The organism is Streptomyces sp. TRM70350 (genome assembly GCF_019219825.1).
In the GTDB taxonomy this organism is placed as follows: domain Bacteria; phylum Actinomycetota; class Actinomycetes; order Streptomycetales; family Streptomycetaceae; genus Streptomyces.
Genome location: NZ_JAHUXH010000047.1, coordinates 17,855 through 34,610 on the forward strand (window position 1 = coordinate 17,855; position 16,756 = coordinate 34,610).

The window sequence follows — 16,756 nt, forward strand, 5'->3', positions numbered from 1 at the left end:
CCGCCAGACGGAATATTCCGCAGCGAAACAAACCGATAGGATCGCCCCATGCGCCGTTCGAAAATCGTCTGTACTCTCGGCCCCGCGGTCGACTCCCACGAGCAGCTCGTCGCGCTGATCGAGGCGGGCATGAACGTAGCCCGTTTCAACTTCAGCCACGGCACGCACGCCGAGCACCAGGGGCGGTACGACCGCGTCCGTGCCGCCGCCAAGGAGACGGGCCGGGCCGTCGGCGTCCTCGCCGACCTGCAGGGCCCGAAGATCCGGCTCGAAACCTTCGCCGAGGGGCCGGTGGAGCTGGTGCGCGGTGACGAGTTCACCATCACCACCGAGGACGTCCCCGGCGACAGGACGATCTGCGGGACGACCTACAAGGGCCTGCCCGGCGATGTCGCGCGCGGCGACCAGGTCCTGATCAACGACGGCAACGTCGAGCTGAAGGTGCTGGACGTCGAGGGTCCCCGGGTGCGGACGATCGTCATCGAGGGCGGCGTCATCTCCGACCACAAGGGCATCAACCTGCCCGGCGCGGCGGTGAACGTCCCCGCACTGAGCGAGAAGGACGTCGAGGACCTCCGGTTCGCGCTGCGCATGGGCTGCGACCTGGTCGCCCTCTCCTTCGTCCGGGACGCCAAGGACATCAACGACGTCCACAAGGTCATGGACGAGGAGGGCCGGCGCGTCCCGGTCATCGCCAAGGTGGAGAAGCCCCAGGCGGTGGCCAACATGGAGGACGTCGTCATGGCGTTCGACGGTGTGATGGTCGCCCGTGGTGACCTGGCCGTCGAGTACCCGCTCGAAAGGGTGCCGATGGTGCAGAAGCGCCTGATCGAGCTGTGCCGGCGCAACGCGAAGCCGGTGATCGTCGCCACCCAGATGATGGAGTCGATGATCACCAACTCCCGCCCGACCCGCGCCGAGGCCTCCGACGTGGCCAACGCGATCCTGGACGGCGCGGACGCGGTGATGCTGAGCGCGGAGTCCTCGGTCGGCGCCTACCCGATCGAGACGGTCAAGACGATGTCGAAGATCGTCACCGCGGCCGAGGAGGAGCTGCTCTCCAAGGGCCTCCAGCCCCTCGTCCCCGGCAAGAAGCCGCGCACGCAGGGCGGTTCGGTGGCCCGCGCCGCCTGCGAGATCGCCGACTTCCTCGGCGGCAAGGGCCTGGTGGCCTTCACCAAGTCCGGCGACACGGCCCGCCGTCTGTGCCGCTACCGCGCGGTCCAGCCGATCATCGCGTACACCACGGACGAGTCCACCCGCAACCAGCTGACGCTGAGCTGGGGCGTGGAGTCGCATGTCGTGCCGTTCGTGAACAGCACGGACGAGATGGTCGACCTGGTCGACCAGGAAATCGCCAAGCTCAACCGCTTCAACCCCGGCGACATCGTGATCATCACCGCGGGCTCGCCTCCGGGGGTCCCCGGCACGACGAACATGGTGCGGGTGCACCACTTGGGGGGCGGGGCGCGGGACTGAGGCCGCGCTCGGCACTTGGCGTACGACAGTGAGGGCGCCCCCTGTGGCAGGGGGCGCCCTTACTTGCGGCTCCCGGATGGGCTTGTGGGTGTTCAGTCGGTGGTGAACACATGCATCCCGGGGATGGTCAGGGTCCCGCCGAACTGGGCGGCCTGCGTGACCTTCACGTTGGTGAAGTAGATCAGGGGGATGTTCAGCGGGGGCGGGTGCTCCGGGCTGAACGTGATCGGGATCAGGCCGAAGAGGTTGCCGGAGATGCTCTCGGTGTACATCACCGTGTCGCCGTCGGTGATCGTGGACATCGAGCCCTTCGCCGCCTGCACGTGGTAGGTCTTTCCCGCCTGCTTGTCCTTCACCAGCTGGTGCAGATCGCCGATGTCGGTGCCGCCCGAGATGACGTACTTCAGCGCCTTCTTGGTCTTGCCACTGGCCGTCTTCACCTCGACGATGCCCTGGTAGTCCGCGCCCTTCAGCAGCAGCGAACTGGCCTCCAGGTACCAGGGGTCGTCCGCCACGGCCAGCTGGTTGTCCACGCCGCCCTCGGCGTCCGTGGCCTTGGGACAGTCCTCGGGGTCCTCCGTGGAACTCGCGGACGGGCTCGGCGTGGCGGTGGCCTCGCCAGTGGGGTCGGGCGACTCGGTGGCCTCCTCGGTCACCTCGCCCACGGTGTCCTCGACCGTGTCGGTGACCTTTCCGGCGGCATCGCCGACGGCGCCGGACGGGTCGTTGCCACTGTCGGAGTTGTTGGAGCTACCCGAGTCGCCCGTGTCGCCCGTATTCCCGGACGGCGCCTGCGCGTCGGCGCTCCCGCTCGGAGATGCGGACGGGGACGGCGTCGGGCTCGCGGACTCCTTGGCGCCGCCCCCGGTTATGCCGTCCACGACGCCGGTTATCGCGTCGCCGATCGTGTCGAGCACGCCCTTGTCGCCCTCGGACGCCGACGGGCTCGGCGTGGCCGCCTCGGCCTCGCTCTCCTGCTCCGCGGCGGGCGCCGAGGACGCGAGGGACGGCTCGGGCTCGGCCCCGTCGTCGGAACCTGAATCCGACGAAGAGTCCTCGCCCGGAGTCCCGGACTCCTCCGAGGAGTTGCCGCCGGACGAGGCCGACGGGCTCGACTCCGGCTGCTCGGCGGACTCGCTCTCGCTCGCCGAGGCGGACGGCGACGGCGTGGCCGACGCGTCCTCGCTCGCCTCGGGGTCCAGGGCCGCAACACAGTCCTTGAACTGGTCGACCTGGTCCGCGTACTCGTCGGCCGACAGGCTCCGGGACGCCGGCTGCTCGTCGGCGAGGGCGAGTTTGGGCGTGAATCCCATGCCCATGAGGACCGCCGTCGGCATCGCCGCCAGGGCTATCGCCTTGCCGGCCGGCATGTTGAACCTGGTGAACAGCGGCTTCTTGGGTGCCGCGTGACGCGGCCCGGTTCTCACCCGGGGCCCGTCCAGATCGGCCACGTGGGCCACCTCGTCAGCCGGCACTGTGCCTCCCGTTCGCCCCGTTCGCCGGGCTCGTTCCTGACAGGTCGTTCGGCTCGCCCACCGTGTCCTCGCCCGCCTCGGGGATCGCACCCGAGGGGGCGCCGCCGGCTTCCTCGGTGTCCTCCGTCGCCTCCGGCTCGGGCGGTACCCCCGGCGCCCAGGACACCGCCATCGCGCCACCGATCAGCGAGAACAGGAAGCCGACGACGAAACCACCGAAGTTGGACACCGGGATGGACACCAGCGCCAGGAGGATCGCCGCGACACCGGCGAAGATCTGGATGTGCTTCTGGAACCAGAGGGTGAAGCCCAGGACAACGAGCAGCACGCCGATGATCAGGGACCCGGCGCCCGCGGTGGTGGACATCGCCAGCGTCAAGTGACCGATCTGAAGGTTCGCATACGGGAAGTACATGATCGGCAAGCCACCGATCATGACGAACAGGCCGGCCCAGAACGGCCGCGTGCCCCGCCAGGCGCGGAACTGCAGTCTCCGGCGGGTGAACTGGCCGGGGGCGGCAGGAGTCTCGGCGCTCATGGAAAACAGCTCCCTGGTGCGGCGTTGCTGTGGTGAGGGTGTCTTGCGATGTGGGGGGATGGTGCGCTGCGCGCGGAGAGTGGGCGGGCGGGGGCGCCGTCGGCTCCCCCGCCCGTCACCGAGTGCCTAGTAGCACTCGACGCCCTCCCCGCTGCCGCGCTTCAGCTTCATCGTCAGCTTCGGGAGCGTGAATGTTCCGGCAGTGGTCGCCCACGCCGTCTGCTTCACGTTGGTCAGCTGCACGTTCTCCGCCTGCTGGCCGAAGCCGTAGGGGTTGGCCTGCTCCTTGCCACCCTTCATGCCGGGGCCAGGGCCGTCCTTCATCTGGCCGGCGGCCACACCGATGTCGATGTTCGTGAACTTTGCGTTGGCCGCGAGGTCCTCGACATCGATGTACAGATTGTCGGCCGTGACCTGCTGCTTCTCATCGGAGCTGTCGCCAGCCTCCAGCCTCAGGGTGACCGTGCCGACGAGCGGGATGTTCGGCGTGACCACGGACTGGCACATCTTCTCGATGCGCGCAGTCTCGAACGCCGAGACCGCTACGGCGTGACCCTCCTTCTTGCCGTCGAGGCTGGTCCCATAATCGACGGCCCCGTACTGCGAGAAGCCCGTGCCGTTGAGCTCCTTGGCGGTCACCTTGAACGACTGACCCGACACACTGAACGACGCCGCAAGAGCACCCTGCGCGAGAGCGACACCTATGCACGCCGTGGCGGCGACGCTGGGCACCATGACCACAGCGAACCGCTTCCATCTGGTCCCACCACGCACCTGGGACTCCATATTTCCTCCTTCTCGGACGTACATCGCCTGCCCGACCAGGCCCCCAAAGGCGGCTCAGCGGGACAGGGATGGGAGAAGTGCTACGTCCTCGGGAAGGAGAGCGCCCGCGCTCGGCGGCGCACAACGGCGCCCGAATCACCGGCGATCACCCCCGAGCGACAACCACTGGTCGCGCCTGACACGCATCACGCACAACCTTGCTGGACAGGCTTCGCCGGTGGGCGAAGACCCCCCTGTCCAAGAGCCGGCGCCACTGACGTCGGCTCTGCTCGGTGGGGACCCAGGAAGTCCCGCGGCCCGATTGGCTGTCGGGGTACGGGAATGGACCGAGCGTCGCCGATCGTGGTGCATTCTCGCCGCCCGCACAAGGGGGTTCATTACTCGCTAGTAACGGCTGGATAACCGAACACCGACCAGCCGCACCCACACAGCGACGCTGGGTGCCAATCAAGGGCAGGACAAAACTATTGATCGCTGGACAGAATCCGACAGATCAACGCCCATGACTTACTGGCAGTAACAGCGGCCGCGATTGCCAAGATTTGGCAAAGCGCGGCCGCCCCTGACACCACATCGGTCGATTCTTCACTCAGGGCTCACACGCCCCGACGTTTAGCAACTGGTCAGACCCGGGGCCCCCGGCACCGCTCAGAACAGCGCGCGCGCCAGCGCCCGCCGCGCCGCGGTCACCCGCGGATCCTCCGCGCCGACCACCTCGAACAGCTCCAGCAACCGCAGCCGTACGGCATCCCGGTCCTCACCCGTCGTACGCCGCACGGTGTCGATGAGCCGCCCGAAGGCGTCCTCCACGTGGCCGCCCACCAGATCCAGGTCGGCGGCCGCGATCTGCGCCTGCGCGTCGGTCGGCCGGTCGGCCGCGTCCTTGCGCACCAACTGCGCGTCCAGCCCCTGCACCCGCTGAAGCAACTCCGCCTGCGCCAGACCGAGTTTGGCCTCCGGATTGGCGGGGTCGTCGGAGAGCACGTTCTTGTACGCCTGGATGGCCCCGCCCATGTCGCCCGCGTCCAGCGCCTGCGCTGCCGCATTCAACGCGGCGTCGTAGGGTCCGGCCGGTGCCTGCGCGGGCGCCTGGCCGCCGCCCGGTTCGGCCTCCGGATCGACGGTCAGACCCGTCAGCCCGAAACGCTGCTCGGCGACGGTGACCAGCTGGTCGAGGGTCTGCCGGATCTGCGCCTCACCGGCCGCACCCTGGAAGAGCGGCAGCGCCTGGCCCGCGACGACCGCGAAGACGGCCGGGATCCCCTGGATCCCGAACTGCTGCATCAGCATCTGGTTGGCGTCGACGTCGATCTTGGCGAGGACGAAGCGCCCGTTGTACTCGACGGCAAGCCGCTCCAGCACCGGGCTGAGCTGCTTGCAGGGCTGGCACCACTCGGCCCAGAAGTCGATGACGACCGGGACCTCGGTGGAGCGCTGGAGGACGTCACGCTCGAATCCGGCCTCGTCGACGTCGATGACGAGATCGGCCGGGGAGACGGCCCCGCCCCCGCCCTGCCGGGCCGCTTCGGCGCGCGCCTGCTCCGCCTTCGCCTTGGCCTCCTGGGCCGCCTTCACTGCGGCGAGGTCGACGACGCCGCTCATGGACATGTTCCGTGGCTGCATGCGTCTATCCTCCCCCGTTCCCCGCGCGTGTGAAAAATGCCGGGAAGCCATGCGTGCGTACGGCGCCGGGTCCCCACCCCACGCCTGTGGTCGTCGCTCGCGTACGACACGGAAGAACAGGTCACTCACGAGCTTTCGCTACGAGTCGTAGCGTAACGGCAGGCGGAGCCCCCGGGACACCCCCACCCAGTGATCTCCCTCACTGCCGCACCCTGCCGCCCGAAACCCGCCGGATATGGTCGAGGGATGCAGAGCCGCACCCCAGCAGGCCGCACGGGACGCCCGCGCAGCGCCGCCGCCGACACCGCGATCCTGGCCGCGACCCGGGCGGCACTGGTGGAACTCGGCTGGTCGAAGCTCACCCTGGGAGACGTGGCAACCCGCGCCGGGGTTGCCAAGACGACCCTCTACCGCCGCTGGGCGGGCAAGAACGAACTGGTCGTCGACGCGGTGGCAGAACTCTTCGACGAACTACGCCTCCCCGACCGCGGCACGCTCGCCGCCGACATCGAGGGCGTGGTGCTCCAACTGGCGGCGATCCTGGACCGGCCTGAGGCCAAGAGCGGCCTGATGGCGGTGCTCGCGGAGTCGACCCGCGACCACGCCCTGCGCGAACGCATCCGAACCGCCATCGTGGACCGCCAGAAACGACTGGTCGTGGAGGGCCGGGCCCGCGCACAGGCACGCGGCGAACTCCCGACGGAGTCCGACCCCGAGGAGGCGGCCCGCACCGCGGACCTGATCTTCGACATGGTGGCGGGCGCAGTCGTCCACCGCTCCTTGGTGAGCTCGGAAGCGGTGGACGAAGTGTGGGTGCGCGGGCTGACGCGGGTGCTGCTGCTGGGATTGGCGGGGGCCGCGGAGGTCACGAAACACGAAAGCGGTGCATCGGGCCAAAACGGTGCGCCCGCACCCTGATCACAAGGGCGGCGTGCGGCGTGGACCTTGTCGGCGAGCGCGATCATCAGGGGCAGGACGCCGTCCATGAGCGTAATCAGTTCCCAGTGAGTCGTCCTGCCCCGCTTTTGCAAGGCCGCGTTGACGAAATCCCCATAGAGCCCGGTGTCGATCTTGGCCGAGTCGCCGGAGATGTCGTCGAGCCCGGGTCGGCATCTTGAGGATCAGAGTGCCGAGAGCGTCGACGCCTCCCATGAAGGGCTGCCCCACGGCCGGCGCGGGGCGGTCCAGGCTCTCTCGCCCCGTTCGCCAGGAGCCTGGACCTGGTGCGTGTACGGCTGCCGCCCGGACCGGCCTAGAACCCCGCCGGCTCGGTGTACACCCCCCACTCCTCGCGCAGCGCGTCGCAGATCTCGCCGAGGGTGGCTTCTGCTCGTACGGCCGTCAGCATCGGTTCGATCATGTTGGAGCCGTCTCGTGCGGCGTCGACCATCGCGGCGAGTGCCGCGCGTACGGCCGCGTCGTCGCGGTGCGTGCGGCGTGCCGCCAGGACCCGTACCTGCTCGCGCTCCACCTCGTGGCTGACCCGCAGGATCTCCAGGTCGCCGGTGACCGAGCCGGTGTGGGCGTTGACGCCGACCACCTTCTTGTCGCCCTTCTCCAGGGCCTGCTGGTAGCGGAAGGCGGACTCGGCGATCTCGCCGGTGAACCAGCCGTCCTCGATGCCGCGCAGGATGCCGGAGGTCATGGGGCCGATGGGGTGCCGGCCGTCGGGGTGGGCGCGCAGGCCGCGTTCCTTGATCTGGTCGAAGATCTTCTCGGCGTCCGCCTCGATCCGGTCGGTCAGTTGCTCGACGTACCAGGAACCGCCCAGCGGGTCGGCGACGTTGGCGACGCCGGTCTCCTCCATGAGGACCTGCTGGGTGCGCAGGGCGATCTCCGCCGCCTGCTCGGAGGGCAGGGCGAGGGTCTCGTCGAGTGCGTTGGTGTGCAGCGAGTTCGTGCCGCCGAGGACCGCGGCGAGGGCCTCCACTGCCGTGCGGACGACGTTGTTGTACGGCTGCTGGGCGGTCAGCGAGACACCGGCGGTCTGGGTGTGGAAGCGCAGCCACTGGGCCTTGTCGGACTTCGCGCCGTAGACGTCCCGCATCCAGCGGGCCCAGATGCGGCGCGCCGCGCGGAACTTGGCGATCTCCTCGAAGAAGTCGACGTGCGCGTCGAAGAAGAAGGACAGGCCGGGGGCGAAGACGTCCACGTCCAGGCCGCGGGAGAGGCCGAGCTCGACGTAGCCGAAGCCGTCCGCGAGCGTGTACGCCAGTTCCTGCGCGGCCGTCGCACCGGCCTCGCGGATGTGGTAGCCGGAGACGGACAGCGGCTTGTACGCCGGGATGCGCTCGGCGCAGTACTCCATCAGGTCGCCGATCAGGCGGAGGTGCGGCTCGGGCTGGAAGAGCCACTCCTTCTGGGCGATGTACTCCTTGAAGATGTCCGTCTGGAGCGTGCCGTTCAGGACGGACGGGTCGACGCCCTGGCGTTCGGCGGCGACCAGGTACATGCAGAAGACCGGGACCGCCGGGCCGCTGATCGTCATCGACGTGGTGACGTCGCCGAGGGGGATGTCGCGGAAGAGTACGTCCATGTCGGCGGCCGAGTCGACGGCGACCCCGCAGTGGCCGACCTCGCCGAGCGAGCGCGGGTCGTCGGAGTCGCGGCCCATGAGGGTCGGCATGTCGAAGGCGACCGAGAGGCCGCCGCCGCCGGCCGCGAGGATCATCTTGTAGCGCTCGTTGGTCTGCTCGGCGTTGCCGAACCCGGCGAACTGCCGGATCGTCCACGTACGCCCTCGGTAGCCGGTCGGATACAGGCCCCGCGTGAAGGGGTACTCCCCCGGCCAGCCGATCCGCTCGAAGCCCTCGTAGGTGTCCCCGGGGCGGGGCCCGTACACCGGCTCCACGGGATCGCCGGAGAGCGTGGTGAAGTCCGCGTCGCGCTTGCGCGCCGCGTCGTACCGGGCCTGCCAGCGTCGGCGGCCCTCTTCGATGGCGTCAGCGTCCATACCTTCGAATTTACTTGGACGTCCTAGTAAATGTCGACGGCTGGCGGGTGATTTATCCGGGCGGCCCGGCAATCGGGTGAACGGCACCGCCGCACACGCGCGCGTGCGGCGGGGTGGTGTGGGGGGGTGTGGCGGTGGCTTGCGCTTATGCCTTCACTGGGGCGGGCGCCGGCTGGGCCGCCTTGGCGTCCAGTTCGCGCGAGATCTTCCGCTCGACGAAGAACGCCGCCGTCGGGATGGTTCCTGCCAGGAGGACCCACACCTGCTTGGCGACCGGCCACTTCGCCTTGGCGCCGAGGTCGAAGGCGAAGATCAGGTAGACGACGTACAGCCAGCCGTGCGCGATGGAGACGACCTGCGTCGCTTCCGCGGCGCCGTCCATCTTCAGGCCGTACTTGCCGATCATGCAGAGGCACAGCAGGACCAGGAGCACACCGGTGACGTAGGCCATGACGCGGTAGCGGGTCAGCACGCTCTTTTTCATGCGAACGAGCGTAACCGCCCGTTCCGGGCGATCTCCCTTCGGGTCACTGCTCCTCGAAGTCGTGTGCGGCCACCCGGAGCGGGCGGAGCATCGCGAAGATCTCCGCGCATTCCTCGGCGTCGTACACGCCGAGGCCGAAGTCCATCGCCATCAGGTCGCGGGTGGCCGACTCGACCACCTCGCGGCCCTTGTCGGTGATCACGGCGAGGGTGCCTCGGCCGTCGTTGGGGTTGGGGCGCTTGGCCACCAGGCCGGACTTCACCAGGCGGTCGACGGTGTTCGTCACGGACGTCGGATGCACCATGAGCCGCTCGCCGATCTTGGACATCGGCAGCTCGCCCTCCTTGGAGAAGGTGAGCAGTACCAGCGCCTCGTACCGTGCGAACGTCAGTCCGTACGGCTTGACCACCGCGTCGACCTCGGCGAGCAGGATCTGGTGCGCGCGCATGATCGAGGTGATCGCGGCCATGGACGGCACATTGCCCCAGCGCTGCTTCCAGAGTTCGTCGGCGCGGGCGATGGGGTCGAAGGGAAGGCTGAGCGGCTTCGGCACGTCATCAGACCTTACCCGTCGGTCACATGTTGGTCAGCCCCGTCTCGCTTTTCGGGCCGTCCAGCAGGTCGTCGTCGGTACCGGGCGGGTGCCTGCGGCGGCCTGCTCGGCTGAGTGGGGGGTGCTGTAGCGCCTACGGTGCGGGTGGTGGGGCGGGGCCGCGCCGGGGGTGTCCGTCCTCGGAACGGCGCGGAATCGGTCGCTTACCGACTCGCCCGGGTTGACGCGCCAACCGCTGCGGGCGGACAACCCCCGACTCGTCCCCTTCCGTACGTACGCGACTGCGGCCATCGCCGTGGCCCGCGTGGCGCCGAAACATCAGCCGCGCGTCGTTCGGCGTAGGTGGTGGCGGACCGCTCGCTGGGCGACCGGGCCCAGGGCTTCCAGGGCTGCCACCAGGGCGCCGAGCTGTTCCAGGGCGTCCAGCGCCGCTGTGGCGCCCTCTGCGTCCACGCCCTCGTAGAGTTCGATGCCTACGAAGGATGCCGCCACCGCCCTCGCCAGGCCCCTGGGGTCCGTGAAGTCGCCGAAGGGCGTTCCGGAGAGGACCCGGGTCAGAGCCTTTTCGATCTCCGTGATCCACAGGTCGAGGCCCGCCGCGGTGGCCGGGGCGAGGGTGGGGTGGGTCTGGGCGCCGGCCAGGAGTTGGCCCAGGAGGGCGACGTGGCCGTCCTTGCGTTCCTGGTCGTGGATTTCGCGGCCCACGGCCAGGAGCTCGGAGAGTGATCCTACTGAGGCGATGCGGAGGCGGTAGCGGGAGACCGACCGTTCCGCGCCGTAGTGGCAGGCCGCTGCGAGGAGTTCGTCCACTGAGCCGAAGTGGTAGAACACCAGCGCCTGGTTGACCCCGGCGGTCGCCGCGATCGTGCGGGCCGAGGTTTTCGCGATGCCCTGTTCCGTGAGGGTGCGCAGGGCGCCTTCGAGGAGTTTGGTCTTGGTGCCGAGGGACTTCGCCGTTTCCGGGCTCATGCTCGGGGCTCCTCGCGGACCGGGCGCAGGCCGGGGCGGATGCCGCAGGTGCGGATGTCCGTGTATGTCGTCGTGAACCATCCCTCGTAGCCGAAGAGGGGGCCGAAGTGTTTGTTCACGACCCTGACCTGGATGTGGAAGCGGGCCGTTGCGTCGTCGTAGGACTCGCGTACTTCCGCCGTGGCGCCGATCAGGTCGGAGACCCGTACGTCCACCGGGCCCTCACGGAAGCGGTGTTCGCCGGAGCGGATCAGCAGGGAGCCGTCGGGTTCGGCGCTGAGGTGGAGGTCGGTGGCGAGGTGCTGGTGGGTGCCGAGGTAGTCGAGGATGCGGTCGGCCTTGGGGCTGAGCACCATCTGGGCGTCGAAGCGGCGTGGGCGGCCGGGTAGGTCGAAGGTGCGCACGAACGTCACCGTCTCACGGCCGAAGCTGTCGACGTACGGGACGTTCTCGACGGTGAAGGGGACGTTCCGGCCGGTGCGCGGGACGAGGACGTTGCGGGTGGTGCCGAGGGCCAGGAACGGCTTGACGTGGGGGCCGCCGTGCCAGATGCGGTGCATCACGCCCCTGCCTGTGCAGGCCTCGCCGGTGGTCAGGCCGACGGAGAAGCGGCGCCTGAGCTGGGGGTGGAGGCGCTCGAAGTCGGCGCCCATGACGGTGGCGAAGATCGATGTCATCGCGGGGTCTCCAGGGTGCGCAGCAGGCGCGGGGCACGCGCGCGTGTGGGCGGGGTGCGCAGGCAGCGGCGGGCCGCCGGTGTGCAGGCCAGGGGGGATGTGAAGACCGCCAGGCAGCCGATGACCACCAGGAGGAGGGGCCAGAGGTACGCCATCGATGCCGCGAGCGGGCCGAAGTGACGCAGGACGGACTCGGTGGCGAGGCCCGCGCAGGCGAGGGTGAGCAGGGTGGCGCGTACGGCCAGTTCCGCCAGCCAGTTGCGCAGGGCGCGTTCCGGTGTGACGCCGCGCTCCAGCCACAGGCGGAGGCGGTCGAAGGACCACGCCGTCGCCCAGCCCATCAGCGGGCGGAAGAGCGCGCGGTCGGCCAGTGCGCCGATGGCGCCCCAGCGGGGTCGGTAGTCGTAGCCGGTGAGGAAGCGGACGCCGTCGCCGTCGGGGACGTAGCGCCAGTAGCCGCTGCCCTCCGCCAGGAGGGAGAGGGGGTGGGGGGAGGCGAAGCGCAGGGCCGAGGTGCGGGTGCCGTCGGGGCGTTCCTTCTCACCCGCCGAGATTCCGGTGCCGGCGACGGTGAGGAAGGGCAGCACGCGCGTGGCGTAGCGGAAGTGCTGGGGCTCGCCCTCCGCGCGCGGGAGGTAGTCGATCTGGGTGAAGCGCAGGTCCCAGCGTTGGTGCTGGGAGGGCTGCTGGGTGTGCGTCCAGAGGGTGTCCAGGTCCGCGCGGATGCGTGTCTCTATGTAGAGGCTGCCATGGCCCATTGCTTGTTCCCCCAGTTCAGCGGCTTGTTTGAGCGACTGCTCAAGCGGTGTGGACATGACCGTACACCCGTTTGAGCGCTCGCTCAAAGAGTCACCAGAAGAAAACCCCGGCCCCATTGGGCCGGGGTTCGTCCCGGGTGCGGTCCCGCGCGGGTTACTGCGCCAGGTGGCGTTCCACCGCCTCGACCTTGGACGTGAGGCCGTCCGTCACTCCGGGGCGGATGTCCGCCTTGAGGACCAGCGAGACGCGCGGCGCCCTCTCCTCCACGGCTGCCACCGCGCGCCTGACGACGTCCATGACCTCGTCCCACTCACCCTCGACGGACGTGAACATCGCGTCCGTACGGTGGGGCAGGCCCGATGCGCGCACCACGCGGACGGCGTCGGCGACGTACTCCCCCACGTCCTCGCCGACGCCCAGCGGCGTCACGGAGAAGGCGACGATCACGCGTTCACGGTCCCTTCCTTGCGGGCGCGCTCCGCGATCACCGCGTCCTCGGCCTCACGGCGGAGCTTGCGCTCGGCGAAGAAGCCGCCGGCGGGGAGCACGGAGAGGATGAAGTAGAGGGCGGCGGTGCCGAAGCTCCACTTGGTGCGGTTCCAGGCGTCCGCCCAGAAGATCACGTACAGGATGAACAGGACGCCGTGGATCGCGCCCATCACGGGGACCGCGTTGAATTCCGTGGTCCGCTTCAGCACCGAGCAGACGAGCAGGATCAGGAAGGACACGGCCTCCGGGGCCGAGACCAGGCGGAGGCGGCGGATGGCGGTGGCGGTCTTGAGATCCACGGGTCACCTTCGGTGGGAGATTCGCTGACGAGGCGGTCGGTTTGTGAACGGATGCACAAACGCTCGGCCATTGTGGCAAACGGTCGGGCGGAGGCAGGGCTCGGGGTCCGGGTGCGGCACCCCCTAGGGGCGCGTTCCGGGTTCGTCTCCGGTGTCGGGCCCTGTCGGCGGAGCCAATCGGCCGATACCTTCACATCCGTGGCGATGTTCCGACTTCAAGGCAGCAAGGTGCTTGCCGTCGACATGACCGGTGACGCCGTGAAGGCGAAGAACGGGTCGATGGTCGCGTACGACGGGCAGATGGCCTTCAAGAAGCTGAGCGGCGGCGGTGAGGGCCTACGGGGGATGGTGACCCGGCGCATCACCGGTGAGCAGATGACCGTGATGGAGGTGAAGGGGCACGGGACGTGCTGGTTCGCGGACCGGGCCTCGGAGATCAACCTGGTCAGTCTCCAGGGGGACAAGCTCTACGTGGAGTCGAGCAATCTGCTCGCGACCGACGGCGGGCTGCGGACCGGCACGTCCTTCACAGGGGTGCGCGGCGCCTCGCAGGGGAACGGGCTGTTCACGACGACCGTCGAGGGCCACGGGCAGGCGGCGATCATGTCGGACGGTCCGGCGGTGGTGCTGCGGGTGAGCGCGCAGTATCCGCTGACCGTGGATCCGGGGGCGTACGTGGCGCACCAGGGGAATCTGCGGCAGTCGTTCCAGTCCGGTGTGACCTTTCGCACATTCATGGGGGAGGGCGGCGGCGAGGCCTTCCAGATGCGGTTCGAGGGGGACGGGCTGGTGTACGTCCAGCCCAGTGAGCGGAACACGATCGCGGGGGATGTGTGACATGGGCTTCCGCGAGGTCAATTCGAAGATGGTCGAGGCGACCGTCGTGCCCGGGCAGCGGCTGTTCAGTCAGCGCGGCGCCATGCTCGCCTACAAGGGTGAGGTGACCTTCACGCCCAACATGAGCGGCGGTCAGGGCGGGATCATGTCGATGATCGGGCGGCGGGTCGCGAACGAGGACACACCCCTGATGACCGTCGAGGGCAGCGGCACCGTGCTGTTCGGGCACGGCGGGCACCACGTGCAGGTGATCAACCTCGCCGGGGACACGCTCCACGTCGAGGCCGACCGGCTGCTCGCCTTCGAGGGGAGCCTGCAGCAGGGGACGATGTTCCTGGGCGCGCAGGGCGGGGTCATGGGGATGGTGCGGGGGCAGGTCACCGGGCAGGGACTGTTCACCACCACGCTCAAGGGGCACGGGGCGGTGGCCGTGATGGCCCACGGGGGTGTCTTCGAGATCCCGATCAGCCCGCAGCGGCCGGTGCATGTCGACCCGCAGGCCTACGTCGCCCACCACGGCGACGTGCGCAACAAGCTGTCGACCGCACTGGGCTGGCGGGACATGGTGGGGCGCGGCTCCGGCGAGGCGTTCCAGCTGGAGCTCAGCGGCAGCGGTGCGGTGTACGTCCAGGCGTCGGAGGAGAAGCTTTGACTGCTCCCCTCCCCGAAGGGAGGGGATTCCTGGCTCAGGCTGCCTCTGCGAGCGGCGCTCCCGGAGGTCTTACGCCCTCGGCACCAGCCGGGTCCAGACCAGCCCGGACGAGCATCACGCGAGCGGAGTTCTTGTCCCTGGGGGACACGACTTTGCACGTGGTGCAGGTATAGGTACGTTCCGAAAGAGGAAGTGCGTGCTTGGTTCTCGCTCCGCACGAAGAGCAGTCCATGGTGGTGTGCGCGGGATGCACGAGACGGACGTCCCGCCCGTGCTTGCGGCCCATCTCGACGAGCGCGGCCTTGGTGGCGCCGATCGCCGCGTCAGCGGCTTTGCGGGCCATGGCGGTCCTGGTGAGGAGCTTCGGCCGGAAGTCCTCGACGGCGATGGCGTCATGGTCGGTCACGACTTGCTTGGCCCACTTGCGGGCGGTGTCCTGCCGCTCCCGGGCGATCTTCGCGTGCCTTCTCCCCCGCCCCCTGTCGCGTCGTCATGGTGTCGCGCTACCACCACTCAACCGTCGGAGAACAACTGTTCTGGAGTCATGAATGAGTCAGTACGCATCACACTCCGCCTGCCCGCCGACCTCCACGAATGGCTGCCCGCTCAAGCCAGATCCGCCCGCAGGTCCCTCAACTCCGAGATCGTCTACCGGCTGGAGGTCGAGCGCGACACCGCTGCGGCGGACGCCGAATCACCTTGACGGCGATTCGGCTTTCCCTGCCCTGCTCCGCAGGAGTCCGATTCCTCCCCGGCCTGAAGGCCGGGGCATCCTCGGAGGAACCAGGTGACCTACGGAACTCCGGGCGCCGGGCCCGTCGCGCACGACCCGGTGACGCTGCCCGCCGACGACAACGTGAACGCGTACACCTTCTGCGTGGAGCTGAAGGGGACCCAGTGGTTCCTGCAGAAGGGGAAGATGATCGCCTACTACGGCTCGATCGAGTTCAACGGCGTGGGGCACGGGCGATTGGACCGGCTTGTCCGTACGTCGTTCCATTCGCCACTGCACGCCGCGGACTGGGTCGTGGCGGAGGGCTCGGGCAAGATGCTCCTCGCCGACCGGGCCTTCGATGTGAACTCCTACGACCTGGACAACGGCAATCTGACCATTCGCTCGGGCAACCTGCTCGCTTTTCAGCCAACTCTTGCACTGAAGCAGTCGATCGTGCCGGGCTTTCTCACGCTCATCGGAACCGGAAAGTTCGTGGCCGCATCTAACGGGCCGGTGGTGTTCATGGAGCCGCCGATCCGGGTGGACCCGCAAGCGCTTGTCGGCTGGGCCGACTGCCCCTCGCCGTGCCACCACTACGACCATGGCTACATGACGGGCGTAATGGGCGGTCTACGTGCGATGACAGGCCTCGGCGGGGCCTCCGGGGAGGAGCATCAGTTCGAGTTCGTGGGGGCCGGTACGGTCCTGCTCCAGTCGACCGAGACCCTGATGGCCGAGCAGGCCACGGGGACGGTCCCGCACGAGGCCGGCGTGCCGGGCGGTGGCGGGGTGACCGGAGGGCACGGAACGCAACCCGGCGCACCGCGCCTTCCCGGACAGCTGGGGGACCTCCAGCGTCGCTTCGGGCTGTGAGCGGTAGTCTGCGGAGTGTGACGTCGAACGCGTGCGCACTGTCACACCACCCTCAGTAGTTCACATTTCAACTTCTTAGGTAGACTTCATTCATGGAGACCGAGACGGCCACGCGCTGGCTGACCGATGCGGAGCAGTGCGCCTGGCGCACCCACCTGGAGGTCAACAGGCTGTTGACGTACCAGCTCGAAAAGGACTTGCAGCCGTTCGGCCTGACGATGAACGACTACGAGATCCTGGTGAATCTCTCCGAGTCGGAGGATTTGCGGATGCGGATGAGCGACCTCGCCTCCGCCACCCTGCAGTCCAAGAGCCGCCTCTCGCACCAGATCACGCGCATGGAGAACGCCGACCTGGTGCGGCGGGAGAACTGCGAGTCCGACCGCCGCGGGCTGTACGCGGTGCTCACCGACCACGGCATGGAGACGATGCGGAAGGTCGCTCCCCACCATGTGGCGTCCGTACGGCGGCACTTCATCGATCTGCTGCCCCCGGAGTCCCTCACGGAGCTCGACAAGGCCCTCAAGCCCATCGCGGAGCATCTGCGCGGGCAGCGAGGGCGCCCCTGACCAGGAGGCCCTCCGGCCCTCCCTAG

Annotated in this window: 19 protein-coding genes and 2 pseudogenes; 7 read left to right on the forward strand and 14 right to left on the reverse strand. The window is 68.9% G+C overall.

Going from position 1 to position 16,756, the window contains the following annotated elements; translation table 11 throughout:
- Positions 1-48 precede the first annotated feature (48 nt).
- Entirely contained in the window at positions 49-1,479 is a 1,431-nt protein-coding gene (gene pyk, locus KWI83_RS35730; RefSeq protein ID WP_218518533.1) for a pyruvate kinase, read from the forward strand.
- A gap of 92 nt (positions 1,480-1,571) precedes the next feature.
- On the opposite strand, the gene KWI83_RS35735 is transcribed toward pyk, so the two are convergent.
- From KWI83_RS35735 to KWI83_RS35750, 4 genes are all read right to left on the reverse strand, one after another.
- Positions 1,572-2,954, reverse strand: a complete 1,383-nt coding sequence (locus tag KWI83_RS35735; protein ID WP_218518534.1) for a hypothetical protein — start codon at positions 2,952-2,954, stop codon at positions 1,572-1,574.
- The gene (locus tag KWI83_RS35740) at positions 2,944-3,492 is read right to left on the reverse strand and encodes a DUF6114 domain-containing protein (protein ID WP_218518535.1); all 549 of its coding nucleotides are present in this window, start codon (positions 3,490-3,492) and stop codon (positions 2,944-2,946) included. Before KWI83_RS35740 ends, KWI83_RS35735 begins: the two co-directional genes overlap by 11 nt.
- 126 nt (positions 3,493-3,618) lie before the next feature.
- Positions 3,619-4,278, reverse strand: coding sequence for a DUF6230 family protein (locus tag KWI83_RS35745; RefSeq protein ID WP_218518536.1), 660 nt, complete (start codon positions 4,276-4,278; stop codon positions 3,619-3,621).
- Positions 4,279-4,926: 648 nt separating this feature from the next.
- Positions 4,927-5,901 (reverse strand): tetratricopeptide repeat protein, encoded by a 975-nt coding sequence (locus KWI83_RS35750; RefSeq protein ID WP_218518537.1) that lies wholly within the window; start codon positions 5,899-5,901, stop codon positions 4,927-4,929.
- A gap of 246 nt (positions 5,902-6,147) precedes the next feature.
- Between KWI83_RS35750 and KWI83_RS35755 the strand changes: the two genes are divergently transcribed.
- Positions 6,148-6,819, forward strand: coding sequence for a TetR/AcrR family transcriptional regulator (locus tag KWI83_RS35755; RefSeq protein ID WP_218518538.1), 672 nt, complete (start codon positions 6,148-6,150; stop codon positions 6,817-6,819).
- 29 nt (positions 6,820-6,848) lie between these two features.
- Here KWI83_RS35755 and KWI83_RS40520 read toward each other — a convergent pair.
- From KWI83_RS40520 to KWI83_RS35795, 9 genes and pseudogenes are all read right to left on the reverse strand, one after another.
- A pseudogene (locus KWI83_RS40520) lies at positions 6,849-6,998 on the reverse strand (DUF6086 family protein); the annotation flags it as partial.
- A 155-nt stretch (positions 6,999-7,153) separates the two neighbouring features.
- Positions 7,154-8,854 carry a methylmalonyl-CoA mutase gene (locus KWI83_RS35760; protein WP_218518539.1) on the reverse strand — a complete coding sequence of 567 codons (1,701 nt, stop codon included), beginning with the start codon at positions 8,852-8,854 and terminating at the stop codon, positions 7,154-7,156.
- Positions 8,855-8,999: 145 nt separating this feature from the next.
- A complete protein-coding gene (locus KWI83_RS35765; protein ID WP_218518540.1) occupies positions 9,000-9,338 on the reverse strand; it encodes a DUF3817 domain-containing protein in 339 nt (112 codons plus the stop codon).
- Positions 9,339-9,381: 43 nt separating this feature from the next.
- Positions 9,382-9,891 carry a MarR family winged helix-turn-helix transcriptional regulator gene (locus KWI83_RS35770; RefSeq protein WP_218518541.1) on the reverse strand — a complete coding sequence of 170 codons (510 nt, stop codon included), beginning with the start codon at positions 9,889-9,891 and terminating at the stop codon, positions 9,382-9,384.
- A 318-nt stretch (positions 9,892-10,209) separates the two neighbouring features.
- Positions 10,210-10,860 (reverse strand): TetR/AcrR family transcriptional regulator, encoded by a 651-nt coding sequence (locus KWI83_RS35775; RefSeq protein WP_218518542.1) that lies wholly within the window; start codon positions 10,858-10,860, stop codon positions 10,210-10,212.
- On the reverse strand, positions 10,857-11,537 hold the full coding sequence (locus tag KWI83_RS35780; protein WP_218518543.1) for a DUF4166 domain-containing protein: 681 nt from the start codon (positions 11,535-11,537) through the stop codon (positions 10,857-10,859). Before KWI83_RS35780 ends, KWI83_RS35775 begins: the two co-directional genes overlap by 4 nt.
- The gene (locus KWI83_RS35785) at positions 11,534-12,295 is read right to left on the reverse strand and encodes a hypothetical protein (protein ID WP_218518550.1); all 762 of its coding nucleotides are present in this window, start codon (positions 12,293-12,295) and stop codon (positions 11,534-11,536) included. Before KWI83_RS35785 ends, KWI83_RS35780 begins: the two co-directional genes overlap by 4 nt.
- Before the next feature lie 154 nt (positions 12,296-12,449).
- The gene (locus KWI83_RS35790) at positions 12,450-12,743 is read right to left on the reverse strand and encodes an MTH1187 family thiamine-binding protein (RefSeq protein WP_218518544.1); all 294 of its coding nucleotides are present in this window, start codon (positions 12,741-12,743) and stop codon (positions 12,450-12,452) included.
- Positions 12,740-13,084, reverse strand: a complete 345-nt coding sequence (locus KWI83_RS35795) for a DUF3817 domain-containing protein (protein ID WP_218518545.1) — start codon at positions 13,082-13,084, stop codon at positions 12,740-12,742. The genes KWI83_RS35790 and KWI83_RS35795 overlap by 4 nt, the downstream gene beginning before the upstream one ends.
- A 204-nt stretch (positions 13,085-13,288) precedes the next feature.
- On the opposite strand from KWI83_RS35795, the gene KWI83_RS35800 reads away from it, so the two are divergent.
- The gene (locus tag KWI83_RS35800) at positions 13,289-13,921 is read left to right on the forward strand and encodes an AIM24 family protein (protein ID WP_218518551.1); all 633 of its coding nucleotides are present in this window, start codon (positions 13,289-13,291) and stop codon (positions 13,919-13,921) included.
- Between the two features lies 1 nt (position 13,922).
- The gene (locus KWI83_RS35805; RefSeq protein ID WP_218518546.1) at positions 13,923-14,573 is read left to right on the forward strand and encodes an AIM24 family protein; all 651 of its coding nucleotides are present in this window, start codon (positions 13,923-13,925) and stop codon (positions 14,571-14,573) included.
- A 34-nt stretch (positions 14,574-14,607) separates the two neighbouring features.
- On the opposite strand, the pseudogene KWI83_RS35810 reads toward KWI83_RS35805, so the two are convergent.
- A pseudogene (locus tag KWI83_RS35810) lies at positions 14,608-15,039 on the reverse strand (zinc ribbon domain-containing protein); the annotation flags it as partial.
- Positions 15,040-15,117: 78 nt separating this feature from the next.
- Here KWI83_RS35810 and KWI83_RS35815 point away from each other — a divergent pair.
- The 3 genes from KWI83_RS35815 to KWI83_RS35825 all read left to right on the forward strand — a co-directional run bounded on the left by KWI83_RS35815 (position 15,118) and on the right by KWI83_RS35825 (position 16,730).
- Positions 15,118-15,276, forward strand: coding sequence for an Arc family DNA-binding protein (locus KWI83_RS35815; protein ID WP_218518547.1), 159 nt, complete (start codon positions 15,118-15,120; stop codon positions 15,274-15,276).
- Positions 15,277-15,360: 84 nt separating this feature from the next.
- On the forward strand, positions 15,361-16,161 hold the full coding sequence (locus KWI83_RS35820) for an AIM24 family protein (protein WP_218518548.1): 801 nt from the start codon (positions 15,361-15,363) through the stop codon (positions 16,159-16,161).
- Positions 16,162-16,253: 92 nt separating this feature from the next.
- Positions 16,254-16,730 carry a MarR family winged helix-turn-helix transcriptional regulator gene (locus KWI83_RS35825; protein ID WP_218518549.1) on the forward strand — a complete coding sequence of 159 codons (477 nt, stop codon included), beginning with the start codon at positions 16,254-16,256 and terminating at the stop codon, positions 16,728-16,730.
- Positions 16,731-16,756: the final 26 nt, after the last annotated feature.